We start from the raw sequence: 12,354 nt of genomic DNA, 5'->3' as shown, positions 1-12,354 counted from the left end.
ACATGGAACCTCAATTTTATGATACGCATACGCATACTGTACAAGAGGATCCGGCAATCATTTCGATTTACAACCAGTACCCAAACTCTAAAATAAATAGTACTTATTTTTCTATTGGCATCCATCCATGGTATATTAATCAGGGACAAATCGAAAACGATCTCCAGTGCATACACAAGAATATTTCTTCCAAAAAATGCCTTGCTATTGGAGAATGTGGTTTGGATAAAAAAATTGATATAAACTTTGAATTGCAAGTAGAGGTTTTGCAACAACAAATAGAAATTTCAGAAAAATATGAAAAACCTGTACTTCTTCATTGTGTTAAAAGTTACAATGAGCTATTAGCTATCAAAAAACAACGAAAACCGAAGCAGAAATGGATTGTACATGGGTACCATAAAAACATACACCTGGCGCGAGAGCTTCTCCGCAATGGAATCGTTTTATCTGTTGGTGCATCTTTGTTAAAAAATAAAAATTTGCAAGAGGTAGTTCGTAGTATAGATACGGAGAATTTTTTATTAGAAACGGATAACACAGCCTATTCTATACAAGACATTTATTATAAATTTGCTGCTTTAAAAGGAAAAAATATCACAGAAATTCAAACAGAAATTAATTACAATTTTAACAACATATTTACTTTATGAAATGGTTAGAACGCACCGAACTGTTGGTACAAAAGGAAGGTATACTTAAAATTAAAAAAGCCAATATTTTAATTGTCGGACTAGGTGGAGTTGGCTCTTTTGCCGCAGAATTTATCGCGAGAGCTGGCGTGCAAAAAATGACAATTGTTGATGGTGATGCTTTTGATATTACAAATAAAAACAGACAACTTCCAGCTTTAGATAGCACTATAGGAAAATCTAAAGCCAAAGTAATGGCCGAGAGAATAGTAGATATCAATCCAGATATTCACCTTACGGTTTTGGAAGAGTTCTTATCACCAGAGCGTGCCTATGAAATCATAGACCCACAGTATGATTATGTCATAGATTGTATTGATAGCATTACCCCTAAAGTAAACTTATTAGTTGCTGCAAGAAGAAAAAAAGTAAAAATAGTCAGTTCTATGGGTGCTGGAGGGAAACTCGATGCCTCCAAAGTAAAGGTAAAAGATATCTCGAAGACAAAACATTGCAAAATGGCTAAAACACTGCGAAAAAGACTAGCAGAACGAAAAGTAGACAAAGGAGTTAAAGCGGTATATTCTGAAGAAATTCAAATTCCTAATAGCTTACAACTTACGGATGGGAAAAACTTTAAAAAATCATACTACGGTACCATTAGTTACATGCCTGCTGCATTTGGACTTCAAGCAGCATCTTATGTTATTAATCAGTTATTAAAAAGAAAATAATTTCCAAGGAAAATAAATTTTAATTAAATTTGTAGTACTTAACTTAATCAATTTTTTAAAACAATACCATGAAAAAATCAATTTTAGCAATAGCATTTGTAGCCTTAACCGCAGTTTCTTGTAAGACAGAAAAAAATAAAGTTACTACGGGTGAAGAGGTTAAAGATGTACAAAAAGTAGAAAATCTTGCAAATTCCTACGAAGTAAACATTGAAGAGTCTACAATGCTGTGGAAAGGATCAAAACCAACGGGTTCGCACAATGGAAATATCGCAATGGAGTACGGAGCATTCGAAGTTGAAAATGGAATTATTAAAGCTGGAAAATTCGTAGTTAATATGAATTCAATCGTTTGTACCGATTTAGAGGGTCAGGGAAAAGAGAATCTAGAGAAGCACTTAAAAGCTGCTGATTTTTTTGATGTTGAAAAATTTCCGGCTGCAAAATTTGAAGTAGCTTCCTCTGAAATGAAAGGCGAAAAATTACACATTACAGGAAATCTTACGATAAAAGATGTTACTAAAAGTATTACCATTCCTGCGATAATTTATAACGAAAATGGGTTAATGGCCTTTAAAAGTGATACCTTTAGTATTGATAGAACAGAATTCGGTATTGAATATAAATCAAAAAAGATTTTTGAAAATTTAAAAGATAAATTTATTGACGATTTAATTGAAATTTCATTCGATGTAAAAGCGAAAAACTAAGTTGTTCTTTTGAATTAAACTAAAAAAGTGATTGGAAACCAATCACTTTTTTAGTTTACATGTATTGTTCTACTGCAAACAGTTCTTTAAAATGCTTTAGAATCTTTTCTTTTATCTCTTGTTCGTCAATTTCTCTTCCTAATTCTGCTTGCATCGAAGTAACCTGTTTTCCACGGATACCGCAGGGTATGATATTGTCAAAGTAACCAAGATCTGCATTTACATTCAAAGCAAAACCATGCATTGTAACCCACCTACTTGCTCGTATTCCCATGGCACATATCTTTCTGGCAAAAGGAGTACCTACATCTAGCCAAACCCCTGTCTCGCCTTTACTTCTGCCCGATTCAATTCCGTATTCTGCAAGGGTAAGAATAATGGTTTCCTCTAAAAGTCGAAGATACTTATGAATATCGGTAAAAAAGTTTTCAAGATCTAAAATAGGATACCCAACTATTTGTCCAGGTCCGTGGTAAGTAATATCACCTCCTCTATTTATTTTATAAAAAGAAGCCCCTTTTTGTTGTAGTTGTTCTTTTGAAATTAATAGATTTTTAAGATCCCCAGATTTTCCCAAAGTATACACGTGAGGATGCTCTACAAACAAAAAATAATTCGGTGTTTCCTCTGTGGTCTCGCCGTTGCGTTTTGCTCTTTTAAGTGTTATTATAGAGTCTAGCAATTGTGTTTGCAAATCCCAAGTTTCTTTGAAATCTTTTTGGGTTAAATCATCAATCTTAATTTTTTTATTCATAATTTTATAAATCTTGTTAAAAAAATATCAATTAAATAGTTTTGGTTGATAACTGCGTTAAATAATTTATTTATGAAAAAATACTACCTTCTATTTTCACTTTTTTTATTTAGTACATTTTTAGCTAATGCACAAAATTACTGGAAAAAATTAGAATCCTATAATTTACAAAACAAAAGTACACTTCTTGAAAGGAATATTATGCCCAAAGATTTCGAAGGCTATTCTTTGGATAAAAAGGCGTTTGTTACCCACCTAAGAACCGCAACTAAAAGTAATGCAATTACAATTGTATTACCCGACAGTAATGGTATTTTCTCTATTTTCAAAATACGAAAAATTTCTAATTTTGAGAAGGAGATTGCTAGGAAATTCAGCAGCATCACTTCCTATTCGGGTAAATGTATAAAGAATCCTGATAAGCATGCATATATCAGTATTGGATCCGATGGTGTTCATGTAATGATAACTTCTGGAAGTAAAAAGACAATCTATATTGACCCTTTAACTAAAAATCTTGATAAGTATCTTGCATACAAAAAGGAAGACATAAACCATGACAAAGAGGATTTTATCTGTTTGACAAATGATTCTAAACAAGAAAATAATGCTGCTAGACAAAATTCCTATAAAACCGTTGACGATGGAAAATTGAGAACTTTTAGAATTGCCATAGCATGTACAGGCGAATATTCCTTATTTCACCTCAGTAGACAGAATATACCATCTACTGCAACAGATCAGGTAAAAAAAGCAGCAGTACTTTCAGCCATGAATACAACGATGACTAGAGTAAACGCTGTATATCAAAGAGACATGGCTGTTCGTATGGTGCTAGTAAACGACAATGATAAAATTATTTTTTTAGACCCAAGCACAGACAACTTATCAAACGACAATGCGAGCCTTTTAATCAATGAAAGCCAAAGTGTTTGTGATAATATAATAACTCCCTCAAATTACGACATCGGTCACACATTTAGTACCGGTGGTGGTGGACTTGCAGGATTGGGAGTAGTTTGTATCTCAAATCAAAAAGCTAGAGGTATAACAGGAAGGCAACAACCTATTGGAGATCCATTTGACATAGATTATGTAGCACATGAAATAGGACATCAGTTTGGAGCTACCCATACCTTTAATAATTTCTGTAACGGAAATAGAACTGGATCAACTGCTGTGGAACCCGGAAGTGGATCTACAATAATGGCATATGCAGGTATATGTAGTCCAAATATACAATCGGTAAGCGATGACTATTTCCATGCTGTAAGCATAGCTCAAATGTGGGAGATTATACAGACATCTGCTACCTGTGCCACATTGGAAGATACCAACAATATAGCTCCAACAGTAGTTTCAGGTGGATCATATAGCATTCCTAAACTCACTCCTTTCGTAATGAAAGCAAATGCCTCTGACGATAATGGAGTAAATGCTTTAACGTATACTTGGGAACAAATAGATAATGAAATTGCTGCATCGATGCCACCGGAAGCAACCAATATCGGAGGTCCTTTGTTCCGATCGTTAGCACCATCAAATAGTCCTGATCGCTATTTCCCTGCAATTAATACTGTAATATCCGGAAATACGGGTTCTACATGGGAAGTTTTACCAAGTGTCGCCAGAGAACTAAATTTTGCGCTAACAGTTCGAGATAACAACACTAATGGAGGTGCCAACTCCAGAGATGATGTTACTGTAAATGTAGTGAATGCTCCTATTTTTACGGTAACTAACCTTCCTAATTTAGAGCAAAATGAAACGATAGATGTAGCTTGGGTAGTTGGTAAAACAAATGAAACACCAATAAACTGTAAAAAAGTAAATATTAAATTATCTACAGATGGAGGAAGTACATTTCCTGTTACCTTAGCAACAAATACTGATAATGATGGCCAGGAAACTATCACTTTACCAAATACGGTCACAACCAGTACTAGTGCTTATATAATGGTGGAAGCAGCCGATAATATTTTTTATAACATTACCTCCTCTTTTGGAATTAATACAACACCGAATTTCGCAATTACTAATACCACCGGAGACACTGAAATCTGCAATGAGGTTACCACAGAAATTCGATTTAATTTTGATTTTCTAAAATCTTCTAATTACACTGAAAACGTATCGTTAAGCATACAAGATCTACCCCCGGGAGCAACGAGTAATTTGAGCGCAGAAAATATCAGTGAAAACGGAAACTTTTATCTAGATATTTCGAATCTGGAAAACGTGTTATCTGACTCTTATGAAATCACATTGAATGCACAAAGCACTTCGTTTACACAAAATATCCCTATTAGGCTAAATATTATTGATGGTATTTGTACTTCTTCAGGAACTACACAATACAACACTAGTACAACTTTAGTAAGATTTAATACCATTGACAACGCTACTCCCAACAAAACGCAGGGATATAATGACTTCACTGCCATTTCAACTCTTGTGCAACAAGGGGAATCTATACCACTTACTGTATATGCAAATACCGATGGTGCTTTTCAAACGAAAACCTTCGCATGGTTTGATTGGAATCAGAATTGCAAACTAGACCCCGAGGAAGAATATGATTTAGGTATTGTGAATTCTAATTCTAATGGAATTACAAGTAATAGCCCATTACAAATTACTATTCCTGAAAATGCTGAACTCGGAAATACATTGTTAAGAATTTCTACGAAGTATTTAAACGATGGAGACCCTGCGGCATGCGAAACAAACTTCGATGGAGAAGTAGAGGATTACACTGTAGTTATAGATGCTGTAGCATCAACCAATACTACTGTTTTTGAAAATTTTAAAATATATCCAAACCCCTCTGATGGAGCATTTCAACTATCTTTTCTACTCAAAAATGAGAAAGGAGTTACCGTAAAGCTATACGATATAAGAGGAAGAGTGCTTCAGGATTTGCATTTTCCAGAGGCATTAGGAGTATTTTCAGAAAACTTAAATTTTGATTCGGTTAAAGCAGGTATGTACTTATTACAAGTTCAAAACGGTAGTAAACAAACAATCTCAAAGCTAATCATAAAGTAGAAAAAGCGAGTCTAATCGACTCGCTTTTTATAACTTGCTTTCTAAAAAGTTCATAAATTCTGAGACTATAAACTATAATAGAGCACAACAAAACATCTAAAAAATAAATTAGGGAAAGTATGTTCTGCTATCTTGTTCACTAAAGCTTTACTATTCTCTTAACAATTGCCTTCATTTTAGTTACTATCCATGAAGTATCTGAGGATTTACCCTTGAGTTCTACTCTGAAATTATCTACTTTCTTATATGTTTTAATCTCGTTTTGTTTAGGTTGATATTCTAGTACAATAGCAATCTCTTTACTTGGCAGGTTATCCTTAAACATCTCTTCTATTATATTCCAATCTATACTTTGTAATTCTTGTATACTTTCAATTTTTAGCTCCAATTTAGTCACTACGGCTTGTATAGAATCTACCGCATATTTTTGCGGTTTTTGTTGCGCATTTGCAATACAATAGATAAAAAACAAAACAATTGTTACGATAATTTTTACATTCATGATATATTAATTTAATAGTATTTTTATTTTAGTATTACAAAGTTTGGATATCTTATTTATATTCCTAGTTAACCAACGTTAACGATTGTTAACAGTGAAAAATGTAACTACTTACTTTCTATATTTGATACATGAATTTTAAAAATGAAAGAGTAACATTAGTTCTTATATCTATAACCGTACTGATAATTATTGCGGTGCAGTTGTTTTGGAATTTAAAAAATTACCAACAAAACCAGCAATATATCCATACGGAGATACAAGAAAGTATAGATGGTGCTTGTGAAGAATATTTCAGCAGAGAACAAAAAGAGACTATTTATACTATTGTAGAAGAACCGGAAAAGTCTAAGGACTATAAAAAAACAGTATCTAAAATATCAAAATCACTTCTTGGTCTTCCTACAAAAAATGAAGACACAATATCTTTCAAAATTGAATCAATTGAAATATCTTCCGATGATAAAAACTATGAACAATCAAAGGCGCTATTAGATTCTATATCTACTACTTTAGAGGATAAACTTGAAACTGAAATCAGAGATAAATTCTACCTCCAAAAAAAGACAGAAAACACAAACAAGAACTCCAATTTAAAAGTGTATTTCGGTAAGAGTAAAGCAGACAGTTTGCGAATTCAAAGAGAAATTAATGATATTACCTCTTTAATGATAAGTCTAAATAATAAAAGTATTAACTACCAAAAGTTAGATTCTTTATTTAAAAATCAATTAGGAATAAAAGGCATCAACACTGATTTTTATATAGAACATAAAAGAAACGATAGTATCCTAAATAATGTAGAAAGAACACTAAGTAATAAAAAACTAAATGCGAGTACTATTGCAAAATCAACTTTTTTAAAACTTGAAGATAAGATTACAGTATACTATCAAAAACCAAATGGCTTGGCAATTAAAAGGAGTTCTTTTGGAATTTTACTTTCCCTATTACTATCTATAGTAATTATTGGTAGTATCTTTTATTTGGTAGCAATTATTAAAAAACAAAAAGAACTAGCCCTTATCAAAAATGACCTTATTAGTAACATAACTCATGAATTTAAAACTCCAATTACTACTATATCTGCAGCCATAGAGGGCATTACCAACTTTAACGCTATTAACGATAAAGAAAAGACAAATAAATACCTTGCTATTTCCTCCAATCAAATTTTGAAGCTACAAACTATGGTCGAAAAATTACTGGAGACCGCATTGTTAGACAGTGAAAAATTGCTGTTGCAAAAGGAGCCTACGGATATAGTTGAATTTGTAGAAAAGATAGTACAGCGTCATAAACATCTTACCCAAAAACAAATTCTGTATACATCGCATACTAAAGAACTAACTATCAATATAGATCGTTTTCATATGGAGAATGTAGTATCTAACCTCTTAGACAATGCTATAAAATACGGCGGAAGCAGTATTGAATTGACAATGAACCCCTTACCTAAAGCTATTCAATTAATTGTAACCGATAATGGAAAAGGAATTGATAAAAATCAACAACAGAAAATTTTTGAAAAATTTTATAGAGTTCCTAAAGGAAATACCCATAATGTAAAAGGCTTTGGAATAGGATTATACTACGTTCAAAAAATTATAGAAAAGCATAACGGAACTGTGGAATTAAACTCAAAACCATCGCTAACTATATTTAAAATATTGCTTCCAAAATGAAAAAAAAAGTAAAAATACTATTTGCCGAAGATGAACCTAGTTTAGGACAAATTGTTAAGGAAAGTTTAGAGAGTAGAGATTTTCATGTAATTTATGCTAAAAACGGACAAGAGGCACTAGAATTATATCACCGTGATACACCAAATATTTTGGTTTTAGATGTTATGATGCCTCAAAAAGACGGTTTTTCACTTGCGCAAGAAATAAGAAAAGAAAATAAGTATGTCCCGATTGTATTTTTAACTGCCAAATCACAAACAAAAGATGTAATAGAAGGTTTTAGCGTTGGTGGAAACGATTACCTTAAAAAACCATTTTCGATAGAGGAGCTGATCGTAAGAATTAATGCGTTACTAAATAGGCAAGTCATGCGCCTGGATACCGAAAACATTACGCTAGGAAAATATACATTTAATGCCACCAAGCAGCACTTAACATTCAACGGTGATCTAATTCCTTTAACCCATCGAGAATCTTCCTTGCTTTATCATTTGTGTCAAAAAAGAAATGAAATATTAGACAGATCTTATATTTTAAATAAACTATGGAAAAATGACGATTATTTTAGTGCCCGAAGCATGGATGTTTTTATTTCTAAACTTCGTAAAAAATTGTGCCATGATAAAAGTATTGAAATACTAAACGTTCGCGGATATGGGTATAAATTGACATGTTAAACCTCTTAAAATTCTATTTTTTTGTGTAAGTTTACATCCAGAAAATTATAAATCATGCATGTAGCAATCGCAGGAAATATCGGTGCTGGTAAAACTACCTTAACTAAATTATTAGCAAAACATTATAGCTGGGAACCGCACTATGAATCTGTAGATGAAAATCCTTACTTGGATGATTTTTATGCAGAGATGGAACGATGGTCTTTCAATTTACAAGTATATTTTCTAAACAGTAGGTTTCGACAAATTCTTGATTTACGGAAGACGGGAAAGAAAATAATTCAGGATAGGACAATTTATGAAGATGCCCATATTTTTGCGCCCAACCTACATGCCATGGGACTAATGACCAATAGAGATTACAGCAATTACAGCTCTTTGTTTGAGCTCATGGAGAATCTAGTAACACCACCCGATTTACTAATATACTTGCGTGCAGATATTTCCACTTTAGTTGGTCAAATTCACAAAAGAGGGCGTGAATATGAAAACTCTATTAGTATTGATTACCTGAGTCGACTAAATGAACGATACGAAGCATTTATAACCAAATACAACAAAGGCAATTTACTTATCATTGATGTAGATGATATTGATTTCGTCGAGAATCCTGAAGATTTAGGTAGCATTATTGATAAAATTGACGCACAAATAAACGGCTTATTCTAAGCTTCTTTTAAACTCACTTAATAAAATGGAAGTAGCTGTAGCCACATTAAGGCTCTCGGTTACATTATCTGGACCAAAACGAGGTATGGTGAGCTTTTTTTGTACGACAGCTTTAACTTCCTCAGAAATACCATTAGCCTCATTACCCATTACTAAAACTGCTTGCTCTGGCAAAGTAGCTTTATATACATTTACTCCCTCCATATCTGCAGTAAATACCGGTAGTTTTGTCTGTGATAAAAATGGTACTATATCTAAGTATTGTACAGATACTCTGGTTATAGACCCCATTGTAGACTGCACTACTTTCGGATTATAACAGTCAACTGTATTCTTCGAACACAAAAGCTGTTTAACGCCAAACCAATCGCACAAACGAATTATGGTTCCGAGATTACCCGGATCATTTACCCCATCTAGAACCAATGTAAATTGTGTAGGTTCCGTAAAAAAATTAGAAGGAATTTTAAATAATGCAACGACTTTGTTAGGTGATTTTAAAACGCTAATTTTTTTAATTCAGCTTCTGAGACCATAGTTATTGGAAAAGAATCAGGAATATTTAGAACCTCACTAGTCATAAAAACACTATGCAATTCTAAGTTCGACTGTAGTAATTCTGTAACCACCTTTACCCCTTCTGCAATAAATAATTTATGTTTTTGACGATACTTTTTTTGCTGTAAACTTTTTATTAGTTTACTATTGCTTTTAGACAAACTCATTAATTTATATTTACTATCTTTTAACACCAAAAAAAATGTATTTTTGATTATTAATCGTGGCGTAAAGTTAATGAAAAAACTTTCTTTCTATTTCGTTTTAATGTCAGTGCTATTTTCATGTAGCACTGTGAAATACGTTAAAGAGAACGAGCTTTTACTCAAAGAAAATACCATATATATTGATAGTGTTAAAAACAAAAACAAAAATATTGACGAATTAATCTTACAAAGACCAAATGTAAAAGCATTTGGAATACCACTTGCACTAAACTTTTACAACTTAGGAGACCCCGACGGGCCAAAATCGCCAAGTGAGTGGGGAGAGAAAAACCCAAAAACATATGCGTTTTTTAAAAATGCTTTTTCTGAAAAACAAAGTATCTCTGTTGCAAAATCGTCTATAGGAATTAACAATTGGTTTCTTAAAAGTGGAGAGGCACCCGTGATAATTGACAATAAAAAAACAAAAAAAACGGTAGCGAATTTAAAAACATACTTTCAAAATCAAGGATACTTCAGAGCTACGATAAATGCTACTACCGATTCCATAGAAAAAAAGACTGGTACTATTACCTATAACATTAATAAGGGAGATCCTTTATTTATCGACTCTATTTATAGAGAAATCAATTCTCCTGTTTTAGACTCTATCTATAAACTGAATACGATAGAAACGCATTTGAAACCAAAACAACAATACAATGATGCCAATTTTATCAAGGAAGCAGATAGGTTAACAAAATTATTCCGCAACAATGGAATCTATCACTTTACGAAGAACGAAAGTATTGCATTTTATGCAGACACTACCGATTTAAAGACAGATGTAGAGCTTGTTATATCCGACAGAATAATAGAAAATAATGGTATCTACTCGGCAAAACCCTACAGAGTTCAAAAAATTAAATCTATCAATGTGTATAGTGATTACAGTTACAGTAGAAAAGACAAACCAATTGCGGATTCTATTTCTTACGAAGACATAAATTTTTTAGCATACCAAAAACTTCGTTACAACCCAAAATATCTTTCTCAATCTGTTTTTATTTCGCCAAATACCATTTATAGTGATACGCTTGTTGATTTAACAAGAACCCACCTAAGAGGATTAAACAATTTTAAGTCTACCGCTATCCGCTTTACAGAACTGAATGACGAAGAGCTAGAAGCCAACATATATTTAACTCCAATAGAAAAATACACGCTAGGATTTGACACGGAATTATCTCGTTCTAATATCAGGAATTTTGATATTTCAGGAAGATTTTCTCTCACGAATCGGAATACTTTTAAAGGAGCCGAAGTTTTTCAGGTTTCCTTACTTGGTTCTTATTTTAACTCTAATAATGGTCCTGGATGGGAATTTGGAACTGACATTTCTCTGGAGGTACCAAGATTTCTTGCCCCTTTTGGGTTAAATAAATTTGTTCCGAAACGAATGTTTCCTAAAACGAGATTTTACACGGGTATCAATATCCAAAAAAACATCGGTTTAGACCGACAGAATATAAATCTTGGAATTGACTATAAATGGAAATTCAATAAACAGAAAACCATTCAATTAGAACTGATAAACGGGCAGTATATTAAAAATTTAAATGTGGAAAATTACTTTCTAGTTTATGCCTCTGAATATGAAAAACTTAAAAGTATCGCTAACCTCTACGATGAGAATTTAGTCTTCCCAGAAAACACCCCAGATGAATACTACGACATTAAAGATATCTTAACCGAAATAGAAGACAGCGATGAATTTAGGCTAACAAATCCAGATGCTTATGTAGATGCTTTAAACATAGACGAAAGGCTAAATATTATCACTTCAGACTTTTTAATTCCTGAAATTGCCTATGGCTTTACCTACAACAATCAAGAGAACATTAAAGACCAAGAATTTTCAAGTTTTAAATTTCGAATCGCCAATTCAGGAAATATTTTAGGCCTTATATCGAATAAAACAAATGACTTAGGTAAGACAACCATCTTAAACATTCCGCTTGCCCAGTATTTTAAAACCGATATCGAATATAAAAAGTATTGGAATTTAAGAGGAAATTCAACTTTAGCACACCGTACTTTTCTCGGTGCTATTTTTAACTACAACAATTCTGAAATTCCGTTTTCTGTTAGTTATTTTGCAGGAGGATCGAACGACATAAGAGCATGGAGAACCTATGAACTAGGACCAGGAAGAAGACCTCGGGTTTAGAATACAACA

At 32.7% G+C, this 12,354-nt stretch carries 10 protein-coding genes and 1 pseudogene; 8 read left to right on the top strand and 3 right to left on the bottom strand.

What is annotated here, in order from left to right; translation table 11 throughout:
* The first annotated feature begins 2 nt into the window (after positions 1 to 2).
* From BSU00_RS00450 to BSU00_RS00440, 3 genes are all read left to right on the top strand, one after another.
* Positions 3 to 653 (top strand): TatD family hydrolase, encoded by a 651-nt coding sequence (locus tag BSU00_RS00450; RefSeq protein ID WP_105002653.1) that lies wholly within the window; start codon positions 3 to 5, stop codon positions 651 to 653.
* Complete coding sequence (locus BSU00_RS00445) at positions 650 to 1,366, top strand: ThiF family adenylyltransferase (RefSeq protein WP_105002652.1); 717 nt, start codon at positions 650 to 652, stop codon at positions 1,364 to 1,366. Before BSU00_RS00450 ends, BSU00_RS00445 begins: the two co-directional genes overlap by 4 nt.
* A gap of 68 nt (positions 1,367 to 1,434) precedes the next feature.
* A complete protein-coding gene (locus tag BSU00_RS00440; protein ID WP_105002651.1) occupies positions 1,435 to 2,076 on the top strand; it encodes a YceI family protein in 642 nt (213 codons plus the stop codon).
* Between the two features lie 55 nt (positions 2,077 to 2,131).
* Here the strand turns inward: BSU00_RS00440 and lipB are convergent, their stop codons facing one another.
* Complete coding sequence (gene lipB, locus BSU00_RS00435) at positions 2,132 to 2,830, bottom strand: lipoyl(octanoyl) transferase LipB (protein ID WP_105002650.1); 699 nt, start codon at positions 2,828 to 2,830, stop codon at positions 2,132 to 2,134.
* Between the two features lie 72 nt (positions 2,831 to 2,902).
* Between lipB and BSU00_RS00430 the strand changes: the two genes are divergently transcribed.
* Positions 2,903 to 5,878: a reprolysin-like metallopeptidase gene (locus BSU00_RS00430; RefSeq protein ID WP_105002649.1), complete on the top strand. Its 2,976-nt coding sequence runs from the start codon at positions 2,903 to 2,905 to the stop codon at positions 5,876 to 5,878.
* 139 nt (positions 5,879 to 6,017) lie between these two features.
* Here BSU00_RS00430 and BSU00_RS00425 read toward each other — a convergent pair whose 3' ends face one another.
* On the bottom strand, positions 6,018 to 6,380 hold the full coding sequence (locus tag BSU00_RS00425; protein WP_105002648.1) for a hypothetical protein: 363 nt from the start codon (positions 6,378 to 6,380) through the stop codon (positions 6,018 to 6,020).
* 131 nt (positions 6,381 to 6,511) lie between these two features.
* Here BSU00_RS00425 and BSU00_RS00420 point away from each other — a divergent pair, with 131 nt between their 5' ends.
* The 3 genes from BSU00_RS00420 to BSU00_RS00410 are packed head-to-tail and all read left to right on the top strand — an operon-like array spanning position 6,512 to position 9,411.
* The gene (locus BSU00_RS00420; protein WP_105002647.1) at positions 6,512 to 8,065 is read left to right on the top strand and encodes a sensor histidine kinase KdpD; all 1,554 of its coding nucleotides are present in this window, start codon (positions 6,512 to 6,514) and stop codon (positions 8,063 to 8,065) included.
* Positions 8,062 to 8,742, top strand: a complete 681-nt coding sequence (locus tag BSU00_RS00415; protein ID WP_105002646.1) for a response regulator transcription factor — start codon at positions 8,062 to 8,064, stop codon at positions 8,740 to 8,742. Before BSU00_RS00420 ends, BSU00_RS00415 begins: the two co-directional genes overlap by 4 nt.
* Positions 8,743 to 8,796: 54 nt before the next feature.
* A complete protein-coding gene (locus BSU00_RS00410) occupies positions 8,797 to 9,411 on the top strand; it encodes a deoxynucleoside kinase (protein ID WP_105002645.1) in 615 nt (204 codons plus the stop codon).
* On the opposite strand, the pseudogene BSU00_RS00405 reads toward BSU00_RS00410, so the two are convergent.
* Positions 9,403 to 10,136, bottom strand: a pseudogene (locus BSU00_RS00405) (TrmH family RNA methyltransferase). The gene BSU00_RS00410 and the pseudogene BSU00_RS00405 overlap by 9 nt on opposite strands.
* Before the next feature lie 127 nt (positions 10,137 to 10,263).
* Here BSU00_RS00405 and BSU00_RS13610 point away from each other — a divergent pair.
* Positions 10,264 to 12,345: a BamA/TamA family outer membrane protein gene (locus BSU00_RS13610; protein WP_255402247.1), complete on the top strand. Its 2,082-nt coding sequence runs from the start codon at positions 10,264 to 10,266 to the stop codon at positions 12,343 to 12,345.
* Positions 12,346 to 12,354 lie beyond the last annotated feature (9 nt).

Origin of the sequence: Tenacibaculum sp. SG-28, from assembly GCF_002954385.1 — a bacterium.
In the GTDB taxonomy this organism is placed as follows: Bacteria; Bacteroidota; Bacteroidia; order Flavobacteriales; family Flavobacteriaceae; genus Polaribacter.
Note: the sequence above shows the minus strand (reverse complement) of the source record. Positions and strands in the feature narration are given on the sequence as shown.

Bases quoted from the DNA above. Each gene is read 5' to 3' on its own strand.
- BSU00_RS00440 (WP_105002651.1), top strand. From the start codon at position 1,435: ATGAAAAAATCAATTTTAGCAATAGCATTTGTAGCCTTAACCGCAGTT.
- lipB (WP_105002650.1), bottom strand. From the start codon at position 2,830: ATGAATAAAAAAATTAAGATTGATGATTTAACCCAAAAAGATTTCAAA.
- BSU00_RS00430 (WP_105002649.1), top strand. From the start codon at position 2,903: ATGAAAAAATACTACCTTCTATTTTCACTTTTTTTATTTAGTACATTT.
- BSU00_RS00450 (WP_105002653.1), top strand. From the start codon at position 3: ATGGAACCTCAATTTTATGATACGCATACGCATACTGTACAAGAGGAT.
- BSU00_RS00425 (WP_105002648.1), bottom strand. From the start codon at position 6,380: ATGAATGTAAAAATTATCGTAACAATTGTTTTGTTTTTTATCTATTGT.
- BSU00_RS00445 (WP_105002652.1), top strand. From the start codon at position 650: ATGAAATGGTTAGAACGCACCGAACTGTTGGTACAAAAGGAAGGTATA.
- BSU00_RS00415 (WP_105002646.1), top strand. From the start codon at position 8,062: ATGAAAAAAAAAGTAAAAATACTATTTGCCGAAGATGAACCTAGTTTA.
- BSU00_RS00420 (WP_105002647.1), top strand. From the start codon at position 6,512: ATGAATTTTAAAAATGAAAGAGTAACATTAGTTCTTATATCTATAACC.
- BSU00_RS00410 (WP_105002645.1), top strand. From the start codon at position 8,797: ATGCATGTAGCAATCGCAGGAAATATCGGTGCTGGTAAAACTACCTTA.